At 50.7% G+C, this 25550-nt stretch carries 16 protein-coding genes; 13 read left to right on the plus strand and 3 right to left on the minus strand.

What is annotated here, in order from left to right:
- The first annotated feature begins 10 nt into the window (after positions 1-10).
- The 7 genes from ABD931_RS23770 (at position 11) to ABD931_RS23800 (ending at position 7805) form a co-directional block, all read left to right on the plus strand.
- Positions 11-676, plus strand: a complete 666-nt coding sequence (locus tag ABD931_RS23770) for a sugar transferase (protein WP_345270513.1) — start codon at positions 11-13, stop codon at positions 674-676.
- A gap of 50 nt (positions 677-726) precedes the next feature.
- Positions 727-2073, plus strand: a complete 1347-nt coding sequence (locus tag ABD931_RS23775) for a UDP-glucose dehydrogenase family protein (RefSeq protein ID WP_345270514.1) — start codon at positions 727-729, stop codon at positions 2071-2073.
- A 76-nt stretch (positions 2074-2149) separates the two neighbouring features.
- On the plus strand, positions 2150-3586 hold the full coding sequence (locus ABD931_RS23780) for a lipopolysaccharide biosynthesis protein (RefSeq protein ID WP_345270515.1): 1437 nt from the start codon (positions 2150-2152) through the stop codon (positions 3584-3586).
- Between the two features lie 346 nt (positions 3587-3932).
- The gene (locus ABD931_RS23785) at positions 3933-4919 is read left to right on the plus strand and encodes an O-antigen ligase family protein (RefSeq protein WP_345270516.1); all 987 of its coding nucleotides are present in this window, start codon (positions 3933-3935) and stop codon (positions 4917-4919) included.
- An 8-nt stretch (positions 4920-4927) separates the two neighbouring features.
- Positions 4928-6067, plus strand: a complete 1140-nt coding sequence (locus tag ABD931_RS23790; RefSeq protein ID WP_345270517.1) for a glycosyltransferase — start codon at positions 4928-4930, stop codon at positions 6065-6067.
- The gene (locus ABD931_RS23795; protein ID WP_345270518.1) at positions 6048-6806 is read left to right on the plus strand and encodes a WecB/TagA/CpsF family glycosyltransferase; all 759 of its coding nucleotides are present in this window, start codon (positions 6048-6050) and stop codon (positions 6804-6806) included. The genes ABD931_RS23790 and ABD931_RS23795 overlap by 20 nt, the downstream gene beginning before the upstream one ends.
- 18 nt (positions 6807-6824) lie before the next feature.
- Positions 6825-7805, plus strand: coding sequence for a UDP-glucuronic acid decarboxylase family protein (locus ABD931_RS23800; RefSeq protein WP_345270519.1), 981 nt, complete (start codon positions 6825-6827; stop codon positions 7803-7805).
- A 16-nt stretch (positions 7806-7821) separates the two neighbouring features.
- Here the strand turns inward: ABD931_RS23800 and ABD931_RS23805 are convergent, their stop codons facing one another.
- A complete protein-coding gene (locus ABD931_RS23805) occupies positions 7822-8970 on the minus strand; it encodes an acyltransferase family protein (protein ID WP_345270520.1) in 1149 nt (382 codons plus the stop codon).
- Positions 8971-9019: 49 nt separating this feature from the next.
- Entirely contained in the window at positions 9020-10561 is a 1542-nt protein-coding gene (locus tag ABD931_RS23810; protein ID WP_345270521.1) for a capsule assembly Wzi family protein, read from the minus strand.
- Positions 10562-10782: 221 nt separating this feature from the next.
- Here ABD931_RS23810 and ABD931_RS23815 point away from each other — a divergent pair, with 221 nt between their 5' ends.
- From ABD931_RS23815 to ABD931_RS23840, 6 genes are all read left to right on the plus strand, one after another.
- Positions 10783-11460: an SRPBCC family protein gene (locus ABD931_RS23815; RefSeq protein WP_345270522.1), complete on the plus strand. Its 678-nt coding sequence runs from the start codon at positions 10783-10785 to the stop codon at positions 11458-11460.
- A gap of 746 nt (positions 11461-12206) precedes the next feature.
- A complete protein-coding gene (locus ABD931_RS23820; RefSeq protein ID WP_345270523.1) occupies positions 12207-13457 on the plus strand; it encodes a metallophosphoesterase family protein in 1251 nt (416 codons plus the stop codon).
- 63 nt (positions 13458-13520) lie between these two features.
- Positions 13521-14861, plus strand: a complete 1341-nt coding sequence (locus ABD931_RS23825; protein ID WP_345270524.1) for a sigma-54-dependent transcriptional regulator — start codon at positions 13521-13523, stop codon at positions 14859-14861.
- 52 nt (positions 14862-14913) lie between these two features.
- Positions 14914-16044: a porin gene (locus ABD931_RS23830; RefSeq protein ID WP_345270525.1), complete on the plus strand. Its 1131-nt coding sequence runs from the start codon at positions 14914-14916 to the stop codon at positions 16042-16044.
- Positions 16045-16262: 218 nt separating this feature from the next.
- Positions 16263-18008, plus strand: a complete 1746-nt coding sequence (locus ABD931_RS23835) for a sensor histidine kinase (RefSeq protein WP_345270526.1) — start codon at positions 16263-16265, stop codon at positions 18006-18008.
- A gap of 47 nt (positions 18009-18055) precedes the next feature.
- Positions 18056-20044, plus strand: a complete 1989-nt coding sequence (locus ABD931_RS23840) for a KUP/HAK/KT family potassium transporter (RefSeq protein ID WP_345270527.1) — start codon at positions 18056-18058, stop codon at positions 20042-20044.
- A gap of 134 nt (positions 20045-20178) precedes the next feature.
- On the opposite strand, the gene ABD931_RS23845 is transcribed toward ABD931_RS23840, so the two are convergent.
- Complete coding sequence (locus tag ABD931_RS23845) at positions 20179-25515, minus strand: AAA family ATPase (protein ID WP_345270528.1); 5337 nt, start codon at positions 25513-25515, stop codon at positions 20179-20181.
- Between the last annotated feature and the right edge of the window lie 35 nt (positions 25516-25550).

Here is a 25550-nt window from a genome sequence, read left to right on the forward strand (position 1 = left end):
AAAACATCCCATGCTTAGCCTACCCTCCACCGTACGTACCTCAACTTATGTCGAAGAAAGCGACCAGTTGCTGCTGGAGCAAAAGAGCGACTGGAGCAAACGCCTGTTTGATGTAGTCATGGCCAGCCTGGTAGCTCTATTTATCCTGTCGTGGCTTATCCCGCTGATCGGGCTGGCCATCCGGTTCGATTCTGCCGGGCCGATCCTGTTCGTGCAACTGCGGACCGGACGAAACGGCCGTATTTTCCGGTGCTTTAAATTCCGGACCATGACCTACGACCGGAACGCGACCTTTAAGCAGGCCGTGAAAAACGACTCGCGTATAACCGCTACCGGTAGTTTTCTCCGGCGCACGAATCTGGACGAGATGCCGCAGTTTCTGAACGTGTTGATGGGCGATATGAGCATTGTGGGGCCGCGCCCGCATCCGATCCAGTTAGATGCCCAGTATTGGGACTCCCTGGCAGGGTACCGGGACCGGTATGGCGTGAAGCCGGGCATTACGGGCCTGGCCCAGGTGCGAGGCTGCCGGGGCGAAACCCGCGAGTGGATGGATATGGCACACCGGGTACGGTTCGACCATTTTTACATCCGCCGGCGATCGTTACTTATGGACCTGAAAATCTGTTGGTGGACCGTACAGAAAATGATTCAGGGCGATAAAAAGGCGTTTTAACTCCTTCCATATATCTAATCCAACATGTACACAATTTAAACATTTACATCATGAAAATCGCTATTGTCGGAACCGGCTATGTTGGCCTGGTGACTGGGACTTGTTTTGCCGAAGTAGGTATCGATGTAACTTGTATCGACATCAATACCGCCAAAATTGAGGGATTGAACAACGGCATCATGCCGATTTATGAGCCGGGTCTGGAAGAGATGGTCAGACGCAATGTAGAGAAAGGCCGGCTGCAGTTTTCAACCTCGTTACAAGATAGCCTGAAAGACTGCGAAGCGGTGTTTATTGCCGTAGGTACTCCGCCGGGCGAAGATGGCAGCGCCGACCTGAAATACGTGCTGGCCGTAGCCACCGAAGTAGGCCGCTACATGGAAGACTACCTGGTGGTGGTCACCAAGAGCACCGTACCGGTGGGTACTGCCCGGAAAGTGGACCAGGCTATCAAAAACGCCCTGAATGAGCGCGGAACGTATGTGCCGTACGACGTGGCCTCCAACCCGGAGTTCCTGAAGGAGGGAGCCGCCATTGATGACTTCCTGAAGCCTGATCGCATTGTGGTCGGTGTGGAGTCGGAGCGGGCCGAAGAGATCATGCGCCGGTTGTATAAGCCGTTCCTGCTCAACGGGCACCCCATTATTTTCATGGACATTCCGTCGGCCGAAATGACCAAGTACGCGGCCAATGCCATGCTGGCCACCAAAATCAGCTTCATGAACGACATTGCCAACCTGTGCGAAATCATGGGTGCCAATGTCAACCTGGTTCGCAAAGGCATCGGGTCGGACACGCGCATCGGGCAGAAGTTCATCTACCCCGGCATCGGCTACGGCGGCTCCTGCTTCCCGAAAGACGTGAAAGCGCTGATTAAAACCGCCGAAGAAAACGGTTACCCCATGCGCGTACTACAGGCCGTTGAAGAAGTAAACTACTCCCAGAAGGAGGTCATCTACAACAAAATAAAAAGCCACTTCGGTGACTTGGCCGGCAAAAAGTTTGCGATGTGGGGCCTGTCGTTCAAGCCCAATACCGACGATATGCGGGAAGCCCCATCACTGGTGATTATTGATGCGTTACTGAAAGAAGGTGCCGAGGTGATTGCCTATGATCCGGTTGCCATGACGGAGGCCAAACACCACGTTGGCGATACCATCAAATACGCCAGAGACGCCTACGAAGCCTGCATCGACGCCGACGCCCTGCTGCTGATTACGGAGTGGCCGGAGTTCCGTTCGCCTAACTTTGAGGTACTGGCCAAGCTGCTGAAAAACAAAGTGATTTTCGACGGCCGGAATATCTACGAAAGCGAGCAGATGTCTGAAATGGATTTTACGTACTACGCGATTGGGGTGAAGAGCAGGACCACCGAAGAGAAAGCGCTGGAAGTTTAACATACGTTATCCTACTACGATGTATGGCGGGTAAACATGGTGTTTCCTGCCATACATTCAGATAAACCCTACCGGAGTGAAAAAAGATACGCTGTTTTATTCCCTGGCCAAGTTTCTCCCGTCGGGCGTAAATTTTGTTTGTCTGTCGGTTTTTAGCTACCTGCTTGAGCCGGCGGTGTTGGGAGAATACAATGTGCTGTTTGCCAGCGTTATGCTTAGCAACGCCCTGCTTTTTCAATGGATTCGGGTGGTACTGCTCCGCTATTTTAACCGCTATACTGATTCCGGACGTGAGCCGTTTATCAAAACCATCATGTTTCTGACCGTAGCTGTTTTGCTGCTTTCGTTGGTACTGTTGGTGGGTTTTCTTTTTACAAACCCGGCCGTGAATACAAAAATATACGTGTACGGGTTTGGATGCCTGGCGGTGTTTTCGGTGTACGATATAAACCTGGAATTACACCGATCGTCATTAGCCTCTAAAGTATATGCGAAAACCGAGGCTTTTCGGGCTGTCCTGTTTTTTGTCCTGTCGATTTCTCTGGTCTACACGTTCAGAACGTCAGAAGCTATTTGCATAGCCTATATTTTATCCATGTTACTTCCCTTAGCAGTCTTCAGAAGTAACTATCTAACAGCGAGTACAGCTTACGCCGGAAAAGAGAGTTTACGAAACCTGTTGATGTTTGGCTTGCCGCTGGCAATCATGCTGGCCTCCAGCTATGTCAATAATGTTATCGACCGAATCCTGATTGCGCAATACTTAAGCGTTGAAAAAGCCTCCCTATACGCCACGAGCTATGATTTGTTTAAACAGGTAATCTGGATTCCCTTTCTGATCATAAATCTGGCTAATTACCCGAAGCTAATTAAAAGCTATGAACAAAAGGCAGCGGGTGACCTACAGCATAAATTACAACAAAATATAAATATACTAACGCTGGCGTCCATTGTCCTGGCGTTCTTCCTGGTCATTAACGCACGGGAACTTGTCACCATCGTCTTAGGTGAAGCATACCGGAAAACCGCCCTGGATATAATGCCTTACATTATTATCGGGACAATCTTCTACGGAGTAACTGTGTACCATTATAACAATGCCTTTCAGTTTAAAGAGAAGACAAAGAGCCTGGCGCTGATCTATTTAGCCGGCTCTGTCATAAATATTCTGATCAATGTGGTTCTGCTGGAAAAATTTCAACTGATGGGCGCTGCTTATGCAACCCTCATTTCGTATGTGGTGATTTACCTGTTGAGCTTCTTTCTTGGGAGAATCTACATGAAAATGCCTCAACCTGATTACCGTCGGTTAGGGGCATTAATCGGTTTACTAACGATTATTTACCTGGGTCTTTCGTTTGTGCCTATTCCCAACCTGATTCTCTACATTCTGGTGAAGAATAGCGTTGCAGCTATTGTCTTACTGGCATTTGAACTGCGCTATAATTTACTAGGATTCAGAAGCACAGTTACGGTCATGTTCACCCGTATTAATCTGGTTATTAAAAGCTGACGTTATGCAAAGTATAGCCCCCCTACCTGGTAATGCTGTTTACAACGCTGCCAACGGTTTTCAGTACAACCTAAAAAGCAACACGCTACCCGCCAAACGAGTAAGTCGGCTGGAGTACTGTATCAACATAGTTTTACTGTATATACTGAGTGGGGCAATTTTGTCTCACCTGACGGATGAATCAAACCCTGATGTGAAGAGTAGCGCCGGTGGTCTGGTTCAAATGCTTTGGTACGCAAGCTATGGCGTTTTTGCTGTATTAATCACGAAGGTTTTGCCTCGGCTTACCCTGATATTGAAGAGAAACAAACTAATTCTGGTGTTAGCGACACTTACTACGCTTTCAATGTTCTGGTCTCAGGTGCCTGATGTAACGGCCCGGCGTGTCTTGTCCTTTATTATGTGCCTGATTTATTCATTTTATCTGGCCCTGCGATTTAACAAAGGTCAGTTGCTGGTCATGTTTTACCACCTGGCCATACTCATCCTTGTCTCGTCCTTACTCGCTATACTATTCATGCCAGCGTATGGCATTGCCCAGGGGGTACACGAAGGTTCCTGGCGTGGTGTTTACTTTCACAAAAATGGCTTAGGCCGTATTAGCAGCATTTGCTGCGTATCGACCTATTTTTATTTACGGAGTATCCGCACCCGCAACTGGTTGCCGTATGTTGTGCTTCTCGGAATGGTGCTTTTAGTGGTACAGTCCGACTCGGCCACTTCCCTGGTTATTCTGTTTATCTTATACTGTTTGTACCGGTTACTGCGCTGGACAACGGCAAAATTCAACCAGAAAAGACTGGCTATTACTATTCTTTCGTTTGCGGTTATTGTGGTCCTGCTTCCCATCGGTTTTTATTACGTAGAATTGCTCTTCTCGGCTATCGGCAGAGACACCTCATTCACCGGCAGAATACCACTATGGCTACTGGCTTTTGAGTATATCAGTAAAGCTCCGCTGCTTGGCTATGGCTACAGTGCTTTCTGGGTGCCCAATGTACTGGAAAACAGCTTATGGTTACGAACCGAGTGGAATCCGCAGCAGGCGCATAACGGCTTTATCGATGTGATGTTACAACTCGGTTTAGTTGGCCTGTTTCTATTTCTGGGTATACTACACAAAGCCTGGAAACTGAATTACCGCTCCATCCGGCAAGACCCAACGGAGTACAACTATTGGGGTATTATCCTCGTTGGCTTTACCATTTTGTTCAGCCTGACTGAGACCTTTCTGCTGAAGCACAATAACATTTACTGGGTTATTTTTCTGGCTATTTCCATTGACAATGGCCTGGCGAAAATACGTCCTGCACTTTATAAATCTGCAAGCTGATATACTGTATGAAAATTACACTGCTCTATTTAAACCTCAATCAGGGTGGAGTGCAACGGATGATGGTCAATGTCGCCAATTACCTGTACGCCAATGGGTATGATGTAACCGTGGTGCTTTGCCGGCAGGGAGGCCATTACCGGGACATCCTGAACGAAGGTATCCGCATGGTCAGCTTAGAATCTGACAACCGGCTTTCGCTGATTCGCTTTCTGACCAGTTACCTGAAAAAGGAGAAACCGGATGTGTTGTTTACGGCGGTCCCCCACCTGAATAACATCGCACTTCTGTCCAGGGCTTTGGCGAGGGTGGAAACCCGAATTATTATCTCCGAACGCAGCAACACGGTCGAAGAATTCAACAAATCTCCCCTGTCGGCCTATAAGCTCAGCTTTGGTTTGATACCGATTTTGTACCGCTTTGCCGACGCTATTATTGCCGTGTCTAAGGGTGTTGCCGATGACTTGAGCAAAGTGGCCCTGATTCCCCGCTCAACGATCTCGGTAATCTATAATCCGGCCTTCTCGGCCAAACTGCTCACCGAGGCAAACGAGCCGGTAGATGATCCCTGGCTAGCTAATAAAGAGCATCCCGTTATTGTTGGCGTTGGCCGACTGACTGAACAGAAAGATTTTGGTCTGCTTATCGATGCAGTTTACCAGCTCAATCAGTTGAGGCCAGTGCGTTTGCTGATCATTGGTGAAGGACCGCTGCGCTACGAACTGCAGCGCAAAATCGACAGCTACAAACTGGCCGATTTCGTGCGGCTGGTTGGGTTTCAGAGCAAACCAACGGCTTGGATTAACAAAGCGGATGTGTTTGTGCTGTCGTCCAAATGGGAAGGGTTCGGCAATATTCTGGTTGAGGCCCTGGCGGCCGGTACAACCATTGTCTCTACGGATTGTAAAAGCGGCCCGTCCGAAATTTTAGCCGACGGCAAATACGGCTATTTAGTGCCGGTCAGCAACGTGCCGGCCCTGGCCGATGCCATCAAATATGCGCTGGACAATCCTCTGCCCAAAACGATGCTTCAGGAACGAGCCAAAGAATATGACGTCAGTATTGTCATGAAAAAGTACGAAAAGATTATAACTGCATTTTCCACCAAACCACTAAAGCAGAAAATGTATGGAGAAAACGTATACTGATTCAACCCGAATCAGGCTTCTGGACTATACAATAGATGCGATCAGCCCGGCCGCACTTTTTGAGCGGATCGATGACTTTGTCGAACGCAAAGCCGCCGTGGGAACCATCGGGTACACGAACCTGCACGGCCTTTATGTAGCTGTCCGTGATAAAACCATGGCCCAGTTTTACCGACAGGCCGATATCAACTACATTGATGGAATGCCGATTACCTGGCTGGCCAGAGGGCTGGGGTATCCCGTTTCTAATAAGGACCGGATAACGTTTCTGGATTTTTATTACGACTTCTTTGTCCATTGCCGGCAACAAAAGTACCGGGTGCTCTGGATTGGCGGGGTCGATGAATCGCAACGAACCGGAATTGAAAAAATAAAAGCGCTGGTCCCCGGCGTGGAATTAGTCGGAATAGATGGCTTTCGCCCGGACGACGAATATCTGGCTATTGCGGAGCAGGTGAAACCGCACGTAATCCTGCTGGGGTTGGGAATGCCACGTCAGGAAAGCTGGATACTCCGCAACAAGGCGCTGGTACATTGCCAGGTGATCTGGTGTGTTGGCGCTACCATTGATTACATCGCCGGGAAAGTAATTACGCCCCCCCGGTGGGCGGCTAAACGAGGGTTTGAGTGGCTTTTCCGTTTGATTGCTGAGCCCCACCGGATGTGGTTTCGCTACATGGTGGAGCCCGTTGTGGTACTGTGCCATATCGCATTCTCCAGAAGACATTTTATCAATTAACCAATTATCTCTACCACCGTGAAACGAATTCTGATTACCGGCGGAGCCGGCTTTCTGGGCTCCCACCTCTGCGACCGCTTTATCAAAGAAGGCTACCATGTCATTGCGATGGATAACCTTATCACCGGCGACATCCGCAACATCGAACACCTGTTCCACTTGCCAAATTTTGAGTTTTATCACCACGATGTATCCAAGTTCATTCACGTACCAGGCGAGCTGCACTCTATCCTGCATTTTGCCTCACCGGCCAGTCCCATCGACTATTTGAAGATACCCATTCAGACCTTGAAGGTAGGCTCGCTGGGTATCCACAATTGCCTGGGCTTAGCCAGGGTAAAAGGGGCACGGGTACTGATTGCCTCCACCTCGGAGGTGTACGGTGACCCGAATGTTCACCCCCAGAACGAAGACTACTGGGGCAACGTAAACCCCGTGGGACCGCGGGGCGTGTACGACGAAGCCAAGCGCTTTCAGGAAGCGATGACGATGGCTTACCACACCTTTCACGGGCTGGAGACGCGCATCGTACGGATCTTCAATACCTACGGCCCCCGGATGCGGCTGAACGACGGCCGGGTGCTGCCGGCCTTTATCGGGCAGGCCTTACGGGGTGAAGACCTGACGATCTTCGGCGACGGCAGTCAGACGCGTTCATTCTGTTACGTCGATGATCTGGTGGAGGGCATATACCGGCTGCTGCTGAGCGACTACCCCTACCCGGTCAACATCGGCAACCCCTCGGAGATCACCATCAAAGAATTTGCCGAGGAGATCATCAAGCTAACAGGCACTACGCAACAGGTCATTTACAAGCCCCTGCCTCAGGATGACCCCAAACAGCGGCAGCCCGACATCAGCCGGGCCAAAGCGTTACTGGATTGGGAGCCCAGGATGTCGCGGGCCGAAGGCCTTAAAATCACCTATGATTATTTTAAGAGTCTCCCGGAGGAGGAGCTTTATAAAGCTGCCTACCACCGGGAGTTCGCAAAAGTGTAATTAGTATTCTGGAATGTTACCTGTTGTTGGTCACTGTTGAGGTGACCAATCTTTTTTTTGTCTTTTCAATCCAGTTCTGCAAAACGACTTTCCCCTTCACTTCCAGATACTGATACGTAACCAGTGAAACCAGGTAGATTACCGTCAGGTACGGGATAATCATCAGATCGTACAGCAACGGCGATTTGATTTTCACCACGCGTAGCAGGAGAATCTCAAAAAAGACGGTTATCAGGGCATTAACCATGTAAATGGAGTACGACAGGGTGCCCAGCTTCTGAGTAAAGGGGTTGTTGAGTACACCCGATAACCAGCCCAGTTCAAACGAAAAGATAAAGATGCAGAAGAAGAAAGCCACCGGAGCTATATAACTATAGTTATAGGGTAAATAGCAGACCATCAGTATCGACAAACACAGGATACTTATTTCGGCTATTGTAAATAAGATAACCATGTTCCGGGTTGGTGTTGAAGGCTGGTACCAGGACACTTCGTTGAAGAGGATACAGGCGAAACAACCCAGGAAAAAGCTGTACGAGCAGCGAAAAATACCAAAATGAGCCCCTATTTTTAAGCTGGTGCTGCCGTCATTCGCGATGATAAGGAACACCAGCGAGGCTAACGAGAACACCAGGAACGTGAGTAACTGGCCCGAGACTTTCAAGCGGTTGATAATTGGAATGGTGAAGCAGAACACAATATAGCTGAAGAACTCGGCACTGATTGACCAGCTCGGTGTGTTCCAGGACAAGTGCTCGAGGGCAGGTATCGACAGTCCATACGACTGAACCAGAAATATGTTAGCCAGGAACGATACAAAATTTTCGTCCTGAAACGGTGGATTGCTAAAGTGTCCCGAACTATAGAGGAAATATTTCAGAATTTCGAAGACAAGGAAGGCTAGTAAAATACCAAAATGCAGAGGGTATAGCCGTAAAAAGCGCTTGTACAAAAACGAGAGTTGTTCCTCAGACCGGCTCATTTTGCTGTAGTTGTAGAAAATCACAAAGCCGCTCAGGACAAAAAAGAAGTCCACAAAAAACCAGCCATTGGCAATCAGGAGCGTTTTGCCAACGAGGCCCGGTCCGGGTTTAAAATGATACAGCGCAACAATTAACGCAAAGGCTCCTCTGAAGCCATCCAGAACGATAAATCGTTTTCCCATTTTATTATTTGTTTACAGTGGCACTATTATTTTCGGTGATATGAGCTGGCTATTTCCGGCTCCATGTTTTGCGTAGGCTAAGCCAACCCCCTAGGTTATTGGGCAGCAGTTGCCCCTGATCTACCGCTATGGCGGCTCCAAGCTGCGCACCAGACAGCCAGGAAACCGGCACCGTTATTCTGGCGACGCCCGAAAACTGCCCGACAACTGCCGGAAACGGAACCCGGAACAGCCCGTAGTTACGGCTGAGCGATACCAAAACCTCTACTGCGGCCCGTGACCTGAACGTGCCTGCAAAGCCGGCATGAAGCAACTGAACCCGGTTGTTGCTAATTGCCCAGGCCCGACCCGGCAACGCCTGAAGGTCCTGCCTTACCTCGCGTCGGGGCGTCAGAAAGGGGGTTCCCAAAGCCCGCCGGCCGCTGGTCCAGCCATCCAGGTACTGAAAGTTGTTGAAATAGTCATCCAGCCCTTCGTAATGCGAATCTCCAATATCGACCGTGCTGCCGCTCTGGCTGAGCGTGGTCAGGTACTCGACCAGGAGGTGATTAAGGCTGAAAAATGCTGCCGGTGCCGGCTGCCGGCGTTTGAGCGAAAGACCATACAGGCCGTCGGGCAGGTTGTACAGCGCCAGCCCCGATTTATCGTCAAAGGGGTGTTGGTAATAAGTCAGCGCAGTCCACGTAGGCAGGCTTATTTCAACGCCTATATCCATCGAGCCGACATGATTCCCAAACCGGTTGATGCGGTCGTGCCGGGAGTAATTGTCTGTCTCCAACTGGCTGGGTTCTTTGGCAATAATAACGTACGGGTAATCTTTTAGGGAAGATGGTAAACGGCCGTTGCGGGAAAGGCCCTTCCCCAAAAAGCGGGAGTAGCCACCCCATTGTACATTATGCACCAGGCCCCCGTACAGTTTTACCCGCCAGCCCGGTTTTCCGATCCGGCCGTACAGCGTTTTCTGGTGCAGGTAGGACTGTTGCATAGAGTCGGTGCCGGGAAACCAGCCGTGGGCATACAGGGCATTAACGGCGACTATCCCCCTGGTGAATGGGATGGCCACAAAGCCGTTGGTGCCGAATTGAACTTTCGGCATTGGCCGGGCATTTTGCGACCAGGAGTAGAAGCCTGACGATAGCGTAGAATCGCCCAGGCCGATCACTTCGCGTTTCCGACCGGCATACAGGTGGAATTTACCCAAACCGGCGCTGACAAAGGCTTCCGGTATAATGACGGCAGCCGTTCGGGTCTGGAGCCCTATGGCCTCGATACCATAGCGCACACTGGGTTTCAGCCGGCCGGCAGGCCAGGTGACATGCCCGGTGCTGCCGACCCGCACCATACCGGCCGGACTACTGAGGGGCACAATGCCGTATTGATTGGCTCTCAGCCAGAACGGCGTTTGAGGAGAGCCTGAGGCAAGGCCACCAGCTTCAGCGTAATGCATCAGGTTGTGCCGTACAGTAACCGTTGTATCGGGTTGGGCAACTAACAGATACGCAACCAGATTCAGTAAGACGGTTCCGAAGAGCCGGGCCTGATTGATTGTCGGCATTGTCATCGTGCTCCTGGCCTCTAACCGTAACGTCATGGCGTTGGGAATTTATCGGTCAAATAAATAAGTTTACTATTAAGCAAATGTATAAACTTATTTGATATTTTTTTAAAGTTTAGTAGAGTTTTTTAGGCTTGGTATTAACTTTGGTCAGGCAGATTCAACGCAACGGTAGCTATCTGTTCTGTATTGGTGTAGCGGCTGCAAACACATCGGGTTATCGGTGGTTATATCTATCCGCACAAGTAAGCATATCTATGAAAGATGCCTATAACCCAATCCTGCTCAACCAGCGCATGAACGTTGGTCCTAAAGAACGTATTTTCTCGGCCGTTGGCGGCTCGTGGCTACTGCTCAACTCCTTTGCCAAACGAGATGTGAGCCTCCCCAAAGCGCTCATTGGTGGATACCTGCTGTTTCGGGGCGTAACCGGCTACTGTCCCCTGCACAGCGCCGTTGAGAAACGGCAGGCGTTGGAGGTCAGCGACAACATTAATATTCACGTCGACCTGGTGGTCAGTCGCAGCCCTATGGAAGTATACGACTTCTGGCGTAAGCTGGAGAACCTGCCCTTGTTTATGAGCCATATCGAGTATGTAAGGGAACTGGATAAAAAAACATCGGAGTGGAAGGCAACCGGACCGGGTGGGGTAGGGCACCTGACCTGGAAAGCCGAAATTGTCAAGGAAGAACGGGGCCGGCTGCTGGGCTGGCGTTCGCTGCCGGGCGCGGTTATCGAGAATGCCGGAAAAGTGGAGATGTTTTATCACCCCGACGGGACGCAGTTACACGTGGCGATCACCTACAAAGCTCCGTTGGGCGTACCCGGTAAAGAACTGTCCCGGTTGCTGAATCCAATGTTTCGGGATTTGGTAAAGGAGGATGTGCTGAACGTAAAAACCTACCTGGAGCAAGGAGAAATAACGGCTTCGTAGGCTATACTAATCTATAGGGATATCAACCTGCTGGAAGGAGTTTAGTTACGTCACCAACCGCCGGGAGGGTGATAATCTGCTCGTCAACGGCAGGTGAAAACGCGCGTCGGCACGGTTATGTTTATTCGCTGTGAAGGGCTGAAGAGCCGAGTAGGAGCATAATCCCAAAGGGTGGTGACCAAAGTGGTCGTCAGTCTGGCCCTGGTCACGGCGGCAGTCACCTGGCTAACCTGGGATTCTGACAGCAGCAAACGGGTGGCGAAGGGGGCGTGAAAACTGCGCCACCAGATAGCACCGTACGCTGTTTGTCGGATTGGCGATTTTTAACAATTGACAAAATTTGTACTATCTGTCAAACAATCCGGTGTCGGGGCGAGTTATATATATGTAAGTCGTTCATAACCGGGGATACTGTGAAAAGTATCTGATAGTTTTTAGGAATTAACCGTTTATTGAACGACCACAAGAAGCCAGATGACTTAGGTCGTCTGGCTTTATTTTTTGGCCGCTGCTCGTCCGCCATTGTATCGCGTGAGCAGCAGCGCCGGCTCACCGTAGCGGTCTGTCACACGTTTGATGTATGGGTTGTCTTTTTAGCGCATTACAAATGCGCACCTCGCCCGTCTCGCGAGGCAATGGCGGACGAGTAACGCATATTTATTGGGCCGGTGGGTAGTGTTTGAAGCGGCCAATCGTTTATTTTTAAGCGAAAAGGAAACGTAACCACCTTCCGTAATTCCAGCCGAATGGACCCGCAACACCCCGACAAACGAGACCCCAAACAGTATATCGATTTAGGCCATTCCAAAGCCGAAAATCACCTGAAAACCCAGGTAGCCTTATACGAAAAAAGAAAGCAGTATGATGCGTCGACCACCAACGTGCTCCGGGCGTTTTTCTGGACAAACCTGTTTGGCTTTTTCTACCATTACCTCAAAAGCCGCTTCGGCCGTAAGGCTCCATACCAGTTTTATCCCGCCAACGGCGACAACGGCATTTACCCGCTGATCACCGGACAGGACACGGTGGCTATCGCCCTGCTATCTGACTGGGCGACGGATACCGTCGAGTCGGATCAGGTGGCCTATGTGGTGTCGACCTACGACCCTGATTACACCATTCACCTCGGCGATGTGTATTTTGTGGGTACGCCCCGCGAGGTAGCCGACAATTTTACCGACGCCAACGCATCCTGGCATTACGGCCGGCACGGCAGTCTGGCCCTGGCGGGTAATCACGAAATGTATTCGAATGGCAAGGCCTATTTTAACGAATTGCTGCCGGCGATGCGCATCCGCAAGGGAGACGAGGTGGCTACCCAGCAGGCTGGTTTCTTTTGTCTGGAAAATGAACACTGGCGCATCATCGGACTGGATACCGGCTATACCTCCACCAATCGCCCCTTTCTTGAGGTTATTTTTAAGCCCGATTGTAGTTTCCGCGACGAGCAACTGGCGTGGCTCCGCAATGTCGTGCGCCTGGGCGACCCCACCGATACGCGTGGCATCATTCTGCTGAGCCATCACCCGTATTTTTCGTCGTTCCGCGACGATCACCCCGTTATCGGCCGGCAACTCCGGGAGATCATGGGCGAAGCCGCCCGGCCGGTGCTCTGGTTCTGGGGCCACGAACACCGCCTGCTGTTCTATGATCAGTTTGGTTTTCCGGATGGTATCCGGGCCTGGGGCCGGTGCGTGGGGCATGGCGGTATGCCCGTCGAAATCAGCGAACCCAATCGGGGTAATCTGGGGCAACTACGGCTCTATGACCGCAGGGTGCGGGAACGTATCCGGGGAATGCCCGTAGGCTACAACGGCTTTGCCCTGCTGAAACTACAGGGAACCTCCCTGCTTGTCGACTACATCGACCAGAATAATGTCGTGGTAGTTTCGGAAGAATGGACCGTTGACCGGCAAACGGGTGGGCTGGCGGTTCAGACGCTATCGGTGCGCGATGGGATAAAGCGTTACGAGCCCGTTGCCAACAAAGATGCGTAAGAGCAGCCGGGGGGGGCAGCGGTGTTCGTTTTGGTGTATATTCGGCGTTTAAAAACAGCATTCTTGACTGCTACCATTTTATTGATCGACGATGAAGACCGGCTCCGGAAACTGCTGGCCCGGATGCTGAGCCTGGAGGACTATAAAGTGCTGGAAGCGGCCGATGCCCGTAGTGGCCTCAGCCTGCTGGAAAGCGACGAAGAGGTACACCTGGTTATCAGCGATGTGAAACTGCCGGATAAAAACGGGATTGATCTGACCCTATACATCAAAGAAAGATACTCCGCCGTTGAGGTGATCGTTCTGACGGCCTACGGCACCATTGCCGACGGCGTGGCGGCTATTAAAAATGGGGCCTTTAATTACATCGTAAAAGGTGACGACAACGATAAAATCATTCCGCTGGTGAGCCGGGCGGTAGAAAAGGCGCAGTTGCAGTTCCGGATTCAGAACCTGGAAGCACAGGTGAGCCGGCGGTATAGCTTCGAGAACATTATTGGCGAATCTGACGCCATTCAGCAGGCGATTGGTCTGGCCCGCAAGGTGGCTGTGACCGATACCACCGTGTTGCTGATGGGGGAGACCGGCACCGGCAAAGAGGTCTTTGCCCAGGCCATTCATGGGGTGGGTTCCCGAAGGCTGGGGCCTTTTGTGGCCATCAACTGCGGGGCGCTCAGCAAAGAGATTCTGGAAAGTGAACTGTTTGGTCACCGGGCGGGAGCCTTCACCGGCGCTACCCGCGATCAGAAGGGTCTTTTCGCCGAGGCCCACAAAGGAACGCTCTTTCTGGACGAAGTCGGCGAGATGCCGCTGGACCTACAGGCCAAACTGCTGCGGGTGCTGGAAAACCACGAGTTTATCCGCGTTGGCGATACGAAGCCGACGCGGGTGGATGTACGTGTCATAGCGGCTACTAATCGCAACCTGGAGCAGCAGACGCAGGCAGGCACGTTCCGACTGGACCTGTATTATCGCCTGTCGGTGTTCACCATTACCCTTCCCGCCCTGCGCGAGCGGCCGGAGGATATTCCGGCCCTGGCCGAACACTTTGCCCGGCGCGAAGCCGCCAAGATTGGTAAGCGCGACATCCGGCTTAGCCCCGCATTCGTCAGCAAACTGAAACAGCAATCCTGGAAAGGTAACACCCGCGAACTCAGGAATGTGATTGAGCGGGCGGTGATCCTGGCCGACGGACCGGAACTCCTGGTCGAGCACCTGCCCTACGATATGCAGCAGGAGCGGGTGCCCGTCAACGACTCGGCGCTGGATCTGGCAACGGTAGAGCAGCGGCATATTCAGCGGGTACTACGGCAAACCGGAGGCAACAAGACCGAGGCCGCCCGGCTGCTGGGCATCGGGCTAACCACCCTGTACCGGAAAATGGCAGAATATGGCGTGGACTGACAAATGCTGCACAACAACTGAACAGGGCACTCGATACCATATCCGGAAACCGATGAAGCTCCTATCATTGGTGGCTGGCCTGTTGGCTGGCTGTTTCACCGCTTCTGCCCAGCCATCCGATACAACGGCAACAAATCAGGCCCATACCGGACTGACCGTGACGGGTTACGTTGAAACGTACTACGTTCATGATTTCACCACCCCCAAAATTACACAGGAGCGGCCCGGCTTTCTCTACAATCACAAGCGGAATCGTGAGGTGAACATCAACCTGGCTTTTGTGAAACTGGCGTACGGGAATCGGGCCGTCCGAAGCAACCTGGCGGTTCAGGTTGGTACGTATGCCCAGTACAACTACGCGGCCGAACAGGACCTGTTGCGTAATATCCTTGAAGCCAACGCGGGCGTCCGGCTGTCTGAAACGCATAATTTATGGGTTGATGCGGGGGTGCTGACCTCCCATATTGGCTTTGAAAGCGCGATCTCCAAAGACTGCTGGACGCTGACCCGCAGCATACTGGCCGAAAATTCACCCTACTTTCTGACCGGGGCTAAGCTGACCTACAACAGTGCCAACGGCCGGTGGACCCTGCTGGGCTCGGTGGTCAACGGCTGGCAGCGAATCCGGCGGCCGGCAGGCTATGGCGGCCCGTCTGTCAGCACGCAGGTGCAGTTCCGCCCGTCGGGTAGACTGACCCTCAACTGGAGCAGCTTTCTGGGCTCCGACCGTCCCGATTCGCTCCGCCAGGGCCGGTTCTTCAATAATTTCTACGCCATCGTCAGTCCCGCCGATGGCCGGTTTGGCCTCATCCTGGGCTTCGACATCGGAGCCGACCGCAAGCCGGTGCGTAACGGCCACCCCAACCAGCGCGAGGGAACGGGGGCCTACATCTGGTATTCGCCGGTCGTAATTGCCCGTCTGAAAACTACCGGCCGGAGCTACCTCAATGGCCGTATAGAATATTACGACGACCGCCATGGGGTGGTGGTGGGCGAAACCGGAACACCCGGCGGATTTCGTACCTATGGCTATTCCCTGGGGTACGATTACGCCATTACCCCCAATGCCCTGTTCCGGATTGAAGGCAAGGTGTACAACAGCCGGGATGCCCTATTTGAGACCGCCGGCGGCCGCAGCCGGACAAACACGGCACTGACCACCAGCCTGGCCGTAAGCTTCTAAGCCGTTCCTGACCAGCGCAGAGATTGCCAAAATGGAAAGAACCCTTACCAAAATGGCAGGGTCAGGCCTCGTTCCTGGCGAATGATAAGGTTTAACTGGGTAAGGAAAGCGTTCATTACAAGGACTTTACCGAAAATAGACCGGATTTGGCACGATATTCGGCAACAATACAACGGCTGGCCTGTTTTGGGATTTATGCCCGATAGCCAGCCGTTGCTATGACCATTAAAACCAAGTTATTTCTCGGGTTAACGTTTCTGTTTTCCATTATCCTACTGCTGACGGGTCTGGGGGCTTTTTACCTGAATCAACTCGCCAACGACTCCCGGGCGATCCTGGAGAATAACTACCTCTCGCTGCAATACACCAGTATCATGCAGAAGGCGCTGGCCGCTCTAAACGCCGACCCGGCCGCGCTGAGCACCTTTGCGCAAAGCCTGCGCAAGCAGGAACAAAACATTACCGAAGAAGGGGAGCAGGAGTTGATCGAGGCCCTCAGCCGCGATTTTGACCGGCTGCAGGCCGGAGCGGTGGACTCGCTCACCCGCAGCCGCATCCGCAATACGCTGCTGCAACTCGACGACATTAACCGGCAGGCCATGTTCCGGAAAAACAATACGGCCCGGCAAACCGCCCGTGAAGCACTGTGGTGGCTGGCGGCCGTAGGGACATTGTGTTTTCTGCTGGTGCTGTCGTTTATCCTGTATTTTCCCGGCTACATTGCCAACCCCCTGCGGGAACTGACCCAAAGTATCAGGCAGATTGCCAGCCGTAATTTTGAAGAGCGCCTGCACTTCCAGTCCGACGATGAGTTTGGCGAACTGGCCCGGTCGTTCAACTCAATGGCGCAGAAACTCAATGAATATGAGCACTCCAGCCTGGCTAAGCTGCTGTTCGAGAAAAAGCGGATCGATACCCTGATCCAGCTTATGCCCGACGGTATTATCGGGCTCGACGAGAGCAAACGGGTCCTGTTTGCCAATCCGGTAGCTTGCCGGTTACTGGGCATGACCGAAGGCGATCTGGTCGGCACGTACGCGCCCGATATAGCCTCTGTCAATGATGTAGCCCGGACGCTGATTCACGACCTGATGACCAGTACCTCACCGGATGAAGACAGCCGGCTGCTTAAAATTCCCGACCAAGGCAAGGAAAGTTATTTTCGGAAACAAACGCATCTGGTCACCCTTACCCGTACCGGCGAAGAAACACCAATACCGGCGGGTTACGTGATTGTTCTGTCCAATGTAACGCCTTACCAGGAGCGCGACCAGGCCCGAACCAATTTTATTGCTACCGTCTCGCACGAACTGAAAACCCCCATTTCCGGAATCAAACTGAGCCTGAAACTTCTGGAAGACAGGCGCATTGGTCCGCTCAATGAGGAGCAGCAGCAACTGGTAGACCTGGTGCGCGATGATGCCGACCGGCTTCTGCACATCACGGGTGAACTACTCAATCTGGCCCAGGTCGAGTCGGGGCAGATCCAGCTCCGGATCGAGCCTGTACCAGCTTCGGATATTGTGGCGGTGGCAACGTCGGCGGTGCGGGTGCCAGCCGAGCAAAAAAATGTTCGTTTTGACGTGCAGGTACCGGCCGGCCTCCCACTGGTAAAAGCTGATCCGGACAAGGCCTCGTGGGTGCTGATCAATTTTTTGTCGAATGCCGTCCGGCACAGCCCCGAGAACAATCCGGTTGAAATTACGGCCCGGCAGAATCAGGGGTCGGTTGAGTTTTGCGTTCGGGACTACGGCAACGGTATACGGCCCGAGCTTCGCGACCGGGTATTCGACCGGTTTTACCGGGATACCAACAGCCAGGCAACTACTGCCGGCCCGGTTAGCGGTACCGGACTGGGCTTAGCCATCTCGAAAGATTTTATAACCTCTATGCAGGGCGAAATCGGCATTGCGCCGGACATTACCGACGGAGCCGCTTTTTATTTCCGCCTGCCGGTGGCCTGAAACGGCTGCATCCTATACACAAACGTGAATACAACAACCTGAAAAAAATGCAAGATAAACAGCACATGGACCGCGTTACGGCGGGAGGTTTACTAGTTGCAATGGGTATTATCTTCGGCGACATTGGTACCTCACCGCTGTACGTACTCACGGCCATCCTCGGACCGACCCAACTCATCCGGGAAGAAGTTATACGCGGAGCGCTCTCCTGTATTTTCTGGACCCTTACCCTCCAGACAACCGTCAAGTACGTGATCCTTATCCTGCGGGCCGACAACCGGGGAGAGGGTGGGATTTTTGCCTTATTTGCGCTGGTCCGGCGGCACGCCCGCTGGCTCACGGTGCCGGCTATCATCGGCGGCAGCGCCCTGCTGGCCGACGGGATTATTACGCCCCCCATCTCAGTTTCGTCGGCCATTGAAGGGCTACGGATTCTGTACCCAAATATTCCCACCGTGCCTATCGTCATCGCCATTCTGACGGTACTATTTCTGGTGCAGGCCTTTGGCACCAGCGTAGTTGGTACGGCCTTTGGCCCGATCATGCTGATCTGGTTTACCATGCTGGCCGTGCTGGGCATTTCGCAGATTGTGGTAGCGCCGTCGGTGCTGGCGTCCCTCAATCCGTACTATGCCTGGTGGCTGCTGACGCAGTATCCCGGTGGTTTCTGGCTGCTGGGGGCGGTATTCCTCTGTACGACCGGAGCCGAGGCCCTCTATTCCGACCTGGGGCACTGCGGCCGGGGTAACATCCGGGTAAGCTGGGTATTCGTGAAGACCTGCCTGCTGCTGAACTACTTTGGGCAGGGTGCCTGGCTGACCACCATAGCCGGGGAGGCTCTGGGCGACCGCCGGCCATTCTACTCGATCATGCCCGATTGGTTTGTCATCATCGGCGTGGCAATAGCTACGGCGGCCACGGTAATTGCCAGCCAGGCCCTGATCAGCGGCTCCTTTACGCTCATCAGCGAAGCCATCCGGCTCAATTTCTGGCCGAAGGTGCGCCTGCGTTATCCGACCGTCAAAAAAGGGCAGTTGTTTGTCCCGAGCGTGAATTTGCTGCTCTGGGCTGGTTGCGTCGGCATTGTGCTGTACTTCCGGGAGTCGTCGAATATGGAGGCCGCTTACGGGCTGGCCATTACGCTGACCATGCTTATGACTACCATGCTGATGGCGTATTACCTGTATTCCAGGAAATACAGCGGCTGGGCTGTGGTGTTGTTTCTGGCGGTTTACCTCGCCATTGAAGGCTCTTTTCTGGTGGCCAACCTGAGCAAGTTCCCGCATGGCGGTTGGGTATCGCTGGTGATCGGGGCCGCTATTGCCTCGGTGATGTATATCTGGCTGCACGCCTTCCACATCAAGCTGCGGTTGACGGAATACGTTCGCATCGATCAGTATGTACAGGCTATCAAAGAACTGAGCCGCGACATCAGCATTCCCAAATACGCCACCCACCTGGTGTTTATGAGTAATGCGGCCCGGCAGTCGGAGATTGAATCCAAAATCATCTACTCCATCTTTCAGAAACGGCCGAAGCGGGCGGATATTTACTGGTTCGTTCACGTCGATACTACCGATGATCCGTATACGATGGAGTACAAGGTCAACACTATCGCCCCCGACGACTGTTATAAGATAACTTTTCGGCTAGGGTTTCGGGTCGAGCAGCGCATCAATCTGTTCTTCCGGAAGGTAATCGAAGACATGGTAAAGAATAAGGAAGTGGATATTACCAGCCGCTACGAGTCGCTCCACCGCCAGAACGTGATCGGCGATTTCCGCTTTGTGGTGCTGGAGAAGTTCCTTTCCTTTGAAAACGACCTGCCACTAAAGGAGCGGATTATCATGAACCTGTATTTCTTTATCAAAGGCTTTACCACGTCTGAAGACCGCTGGTTTGGTCTGGACAGCAGCTCCGTCAAAGTAGAAAAGGTGCCACTGGTGATTCGCCCCGTCGAGAACGTAAATCTGAAGCGGCTGGATAATCAGAATCGGGAAACGATGCCAGAACCCGTTAATGTGAATGGTCGTTAGCTGCTATATTGACATTTGTAGAAAAGGTGCATGCTTTCTATATGTTCATGCTTAATGAACTCCGGAAGAGCTCCTTTGGGTCCAAAGTCCAGCGGCTTCGATGTCGAGTAGAAAGTCAACGCATATAAAGTTGTTTATTTTTCCAGCATTTGCTCAATACCATCCCAATCTGAGGGCAGCGGCATAGCTATTAACCTTTCTGCTCGTTGTAAATAGAGCCTGGCTGGTATATCATCAGGGTTTTGGGAAAGCACCTGCTTAAATGCCAGAATAGCCTCATCAAAATTTTTACTATAGTAAGCATTAATTCCTTTTTGATACGTGTTCAGATTCTGCTGCTTTCTCTTTCGGATTTCGGCTTCTTCGGCATTCACCATTTCATAAATTACCAATACTTTCTCTTTACCCTTTACTTTGACTCTGCCCAGGAAACGAAAGAGAAATTCATACGTATCCGGTATTCGTGATAACGTTTCTTCGCTTAGAATTGTCCGAACACCAAAATGTTTGGTTAAACCTTCCAGCCGTGATGATATATTTACTGCATCAGAAATAACATTAGCGTCGTGGCGCTCATTATCACCAATAATACCCATACTTATATGGCCTGTATGCAGCCCGGTGCCTAAAATTAATGGATAGTTATTCGTATTAATACGGCCACTATTGTATATGGCCAGCTTATTGTTAATCTCGATGGTGGCACGAAGGGCATCTACCGGGTTATCTTTAAATAAAGCAATAAAACCATCACCTAAATAATGATTGATGAATCCATTGTTATTACGTACGATCGGACCAACCAGCGCTAAATACTCGTTAATTAAGTCAAAGCTTTCTTTGGGGGTTAATCTTTCGGAGATGCTGGTAAAGGACCGGATATCACAAAACATTACTGTCATATCTTTGTCGATACTATCTCCGAGCTTTACCTGTAAAATACTCTGATGGCCCAAAGCGCTCAAAAAATCGACTGGTACAAACCGTTGATAGGCCCGACTCAGTTCTAACTCTTTTTTATACAACAGCGCATTTTGTACCGAAACGGCAATCTGACCAGATAATAGTTTCAATACTTCAAAGCGTGCTGGTGTAAACACATCAACTGCTAAGTTATTTTCCAGGTAAATAATGGCAATAACGTTGCCATGCTGCAAAATAGGCTGGCATAATATAGACTTTGGTTTTTTTGCATTCAGGTACGGGTCTTTTGCAAATCGCATATCGTTATGCGCATTGCTGACGATGAGTGTCTCTAACGTATGATAAACAAATTGCACAATAGACTGCGGCAGGTTTTCTATCCTGTTTACTGGTATGTCGTCTAAATGCGTAACCGTTTCCAGCTCTATGGAACTTTCAGCTACAGCAACGAGGCTGCCGTTTTTTTCGAGGATAATAATGCCCGTTTCCGCACCTGCATTTTCCAGTACAATCCTGAGCAGCTTTTCGAGCAGCTTTTCAAAAACGACCTCACCTGATATGACCGTTGCTGCCTTAAAAATGCTTTGAAGGTCGATGGATGATGTAGAGGTAATTGGGAATGCGTCAGCAATAGAAGGCAAGCTAGTAGGGGTAAGTACAGCTTTTTGCGGATACTTCGCTTTCAGTTGATTTGCCTTGGCCTTAGCACCCCAGTGCATATAGTTGATTATGGCTTCCCCGAGCAGGCTATTGCCGATTTCATCAAGGCCCTGCTGCTTATAAAAAGTGCCGGCCTGTTCATTTATCAGGGCGATATCCTGTATAATATTGCTGGTTTCGGCGGCTGCTTTAGCTTCTCTAAAAAGATGAGAAGCGTTGGCAAATTGATTCCGGATAGCAGCTTCTTCGGCAGCGACCAGGAGGTATTTCGCTTTGAAATTTCCTTTGGCGTTGTCAGCCCATTTTCGCATTCTTTTCTGATGCGCTTTTACTTTGCCCAGGGCTTCCTTCTGGGTTATTTTGTTTTCTCTGCATAGTGCCAGCAGGGTTAGGGACAGAAAGAAACTGAGCCGGGCTTCTTCAACAAGGCCTAACATAGAGGCAATGCTTTTTTCGCCTTTTTCAAAGTACGCCAGCGCCTGCTCATATTCACCAAACAGGTAACAAAGCTCGGCCTGGTATATATAATGAGCCGTGAGGGGCAATGGTACGCCATCTTTCTCCGCAAACGCTATCAGTTGCTCCATGTGCGTGGATACGTTAGTGGAATCCATAAACACTGCCGGATCTTCGGGTATGCCCATCAACGCGCAAATCTGACGCGCTTCTACAAGCAAATGATGCAATGTTGTAAGATGATATACCTGACGGCCAAAATGAAGGCAACGTTTCATACTACCGTATACAGTGTCCAGGTCTTCTCCTCCGAGAAACTGATTTTTAGTCAAAAAATTTAATGCGTACCCGGCATAGATTAAATCATTCGCTTCAATACCTACTTCGTGTGCTTTTCGTAAATAATCAAGAGTATCATTAAAGTTGTCATGCCAGTGTGCAATGCAACCACCATATATAACGTATACTTTTGAGCGGAGCGTTTTATCGTCAAATTTTTCGTTCAGCCACAGTCCGAGCTTTCCGTAATCATACCCATTTTTTATATCGTTTAGCTGGGCACAACAAACAAATCCATAAAAGCTGTACGCCAGTGCCGATGGTGGTGAATTGCCAAAACGGGCTGAGATATTTACCATTCGGAGAATAGATAATGCCAGCAGGTTTTGGTTATGTAAATAAGCCGGACCCCATAGATTCATCAGAATCTTCATCGCCAGAATTAATTTAGGCGAAGTCAGGTTAGGAGCATCCTTTAAATCATCTATGGATTTGTTACGTAAAAAATATTTTACTTTTAGTAACTCAACCGTAATACTTATAGTACCAGGTTTTTCGGGCAGATGAATGCCCAGCAGGTTCAAGCCTTTTAATGCTGTTCTGATCGCTTCTGTGTGGCGGCTGGTGTTCTCGTAAAGCTGCATTTTCCGCGCCAGTATTTCCGCTTTCCCAAGATCGTCATGGGCGTTTGAGAAGGCTGCGTCAAATGTCTCTTCCGCTGCAGCATAGTTACCACAAAAGTACTCACACTCAGACCTGGCAATCAAGAAATCACTATACAGTGCCGGGGCATCTGCCTGGCTAATAAACGCCATACCTGTGCGGTAATAAAGCAGGGCAGGCTGATATGAGTTGGCGTTCTTGGCCCGTTCGGCGGCTATGTAGTTAAGCTGGGCAACGGCTATTCTTTCTTCCCTGTCTGTAATCAGATCCGCAGCGGAATTGAAATGCACAACCACATCGAACACTGTATCATTTAATTTTTTGGGGTCCAGGTTCCTGCGCAGTAGCCTGCCGATATGTAAATGAGTAATCTTTTTTTCGTTGTTGGCAATCAGGGAATAAGCAGCTTGCTGAATACGGTCATGGCTGAATTTGAAAACTGCATTTCCGGAATAGTCTTTTACGTCAAGCTCTACCCAAAGCTGATCATTGAAATGCTGGGAACGCTGGTTTACGGGTGTCAGTAGCTCTTCTTTTATAGCCTCCCATAATAATCGAGTTACCCGGAATTTTTCTTTTTCACTGATTAGAGAAAGAGTGTCCAGGTCAAACCTGTTTCCTATACAGGATGCCAGCTTTAGAACATGTTGCGTAGCGGAAGAGAGCGTTTGAATTTTTGTTACCACCAGATCGACTACATTGTCGGTAATATTCATGCTGCTAATGCCACCCAGATTCCATTGCCAGGTGCCTATTGTACTATCAAAATAGATGAGATCTTCCTGCACCAGCTTCAGCAAAAACTGGTTGATAAAAAAAGGATTTCCGCCTGTTTTCTTCATTACCTGGGCAGTTAGCTCATAGGTGCTTTCAGCCTCACGGTGCAGTGAGTCGGCAATCAGCTGGTTTACTTCTTCTTTATTTAATTCATTTAAGGTGAGAGTGATTACCGCTTTACGTATTCCGGATAGCCGCTCCAGCATCAGCATTAAAGGATGGGATGGAGTTATTGGCGTTACTTCATTATCCCGGTAGGCACCTATTAACAGAACATGCCTTAATTCAGGTTCAGTCAATAGCGTGTACAAGAGTTCCAGCGACCCGGAATCAGCCCACTGTAAGTCGTCGATGAAAACAACCAGAGGATTGGCTTCCGTAGCTATAGCCTGAATAAACCGTGTAAATAGTTTGAAAAAACGGTCCTGGGTTTCGCTGAAGCCTAGTTTTAAGGCAGATTGTTGTTTGCCGATCAATAGCTCCAGCTCCGGTATGACATCAATCAAGACCTGGCCGTCGCCATCCAGCGCGGCAGCAACTGTTTTCTGCCAGTTGGTAAACTCAGCAGGACTTTCGGTAAGAAACTGCCGGATCAGGCTACCAAAGGCGTTAGCGATGGCGCTATATGGATTATTACGGTTATACTGGTCAAATTTACCCGAGGTGAAATAGCCGTTTTCTTTCGCGATCGGTTTATGAATTTCGTTGATCAGGCGGGTTTTGCCTACACCCGAGTAACCGGCAATCAGCATCAGCTCGACAGACCCATTTCGGGCTTTATCCAACATATCGTTCAATTGCTGAATTTCCTGCCGGCGGCCATATAACTTTTCTGAAATGGAAAAAGTCGAAGACAACTCGTCTTTACCAGGAACAAAGGCGGTGATGGCTCCGGTTTGCTGGTATAGGTGGAGGCATTGCTGCAGATCGCTTTTTAGGCTCTTGGCGCTTTGGTAGCGGTCTTCGGCATTTTTTGCCAGCAGCTTCATAACAATAGCGGACAGCGGATACGGTATATTGGGGTTTAGTATACAGAGCTCTTCGGGTTGCTTGGCCAGGTGAGCGTGTACCAGTTCCGTTACCTGCTGGTACCGGAACGGCAGTTGCCCGCAAAACAAGTGGTACAGGGTAACTCCCAGCGAATACAGGTCGGTCCGATAGTCGACGCTCCGGTTCATACGGCCGGTTTGCTCCGGCGAGATGTAGAACAGCGAACCTTTTACCCGTTCGAACCTGTTAATCTCGACCTGTTCTTTGTGCAGCAGGGTGGCTGTACTAAAATTAAATAACCTAAGCTGAAGGGTATCTGGATCGATAATAAAATTAGCGGGATTTATGCCTTTATGAATGATCTGCTGCGCATGAATCTGCTCTATGACGCGAGCCATTTCTATACCAATCGTCAGGCAATCGGTTATAGGCAAGCGCCGGTCAGTGATAAATTCGGAGAGTGGGATACCATTGAAATACTCTTTTACCAGGGCAATGCTGTGTTGCATTTTCACTAGTTCAAGACTTTTCAGGACACCAGTGACCGGCAGATCGTGCGTGATTTCGTAGTCGTTTTTTAAACTTACCAGTTCGTCCAGCGAGTAGTAGCTGTCTTCTATTTCCTGCACAAATACTTTCTGCTGGGTGCTGTCCTCAATCGCTTCGTAAAAGACAGTGTTCTCTGCCCGGAACTTTGGTTTCTTATTCTGGTAGGTTACCATCGCGAAGAGGAGTTATCAGCCTTTCATCAAGTTAT

The sequence above is a fragment of the Nibrella viscosa genome, from assembly GCF_039541875.1.
Taxonomy (GTDB): Bacteria; Bacteroidota; Bacteroidia; order Cytophagales; family Spirosomataceae; genus Nibrella; species Nibrella viscosa.

What these genes read in the sequence shown, in the direction of transcription:
- ABD931_RS23775 (WP_345270514.1), top strand. Translation starts at nt 727, where the DNA reads ATGAAAATCGCTATTGTCGGAACCGGCTATGTTGGCCTGGTGACTGGG.
- ABD931_RS23770 (WP_345270513.1), top strand. Translation starts at nt 11, where the DNA reads ATGCTTAGCCTACCCTCCACCGTACGTACCTCAACTTATGTCGAAGAA.
- ABD931_RS23790 (WP_345270517.1), top strand. Translation starts at nt 4,928, where the DNA reads ATGAAAATTACACTGCTCTATTTAAACCTCAATCAGGGTGGAGTGCAA.
- ABD931_RS23785 (WP_345270516.1), top strand. Translation starts at nt 3,933, where the DNA reads ATGTTCTGGTCTCAGGTGCCTGATGTAACGGCCCGGCGTGTCTTGTCC.
- ABD931_RS23840 (WP_345270527.1), top strand. Translation starts at nt 18,056, where the DNA reads ATGCAAGATAAACAGCACATGGACCGCGTTACGGCGGGAGGTTTACTA.
- ABD931_RS23815 (WP_345270522.1), top strand. Translation starts at nt 10,783, where the DNA reads ATGAAAGATGCCTATAACCCAATCCTGCTCAACCAGCGCATGAACGTT.
- ABD931_RS23795 (WP_345270518.1), top strand. Translation starts at nt 6,048, where the DNA reads ATGGAGAAAACGTATACTGATTCAACCCGAATCAGGCTTCTGGACTAT.
- ABD931_RS23845 (WP_345270528.1), bottom strand. Translation starts at nt 25,515, where the DNA reads ATGGTAACCTACCAGAATAAGAAACCAAAGTTCCGGGCAGAGAACACT.
- ABD931_RS23835 (WP_345270526.1), top strand. Translation starts at nt 16,263, where the DNA reads ATGACCATTAAAACCAAGTTATTTCTCGGGTTAACGTTTCTGTTTTCC.
- ABD931_RS23805 (WP_345270520.1), bottom strand. Translation starts at nt 8,970, where the DNA reads ATGGGAAAACGATTTATCGTTCTGGATGGCTTCAGAGGAGCCTTTGCG.
- ABD931_RS23820 (WP_345270523.1), top strand. Translation starts at nt 12,207, where the DNA reads ATGGACCCGCAACACCCCGACAAACGAGACCCCAAACAGTATATCGAT.
- ABD931_RS23830 (WP_345270525.1), top strand. Translation starts at nt 14,914, where the DNA reads ATGAAGCTCCTATCATTGGTGGCTGGCCTGTTGGCTGGCTGTTTCACC.
- ABD931_RS23810 (WP_345270521.1), bottom strand. Translation starts at nt 10,561, where the DNA reads ATGACGTTACGGTTAGAGGCCAGGAGCACGATGACAATGCCGACAATC.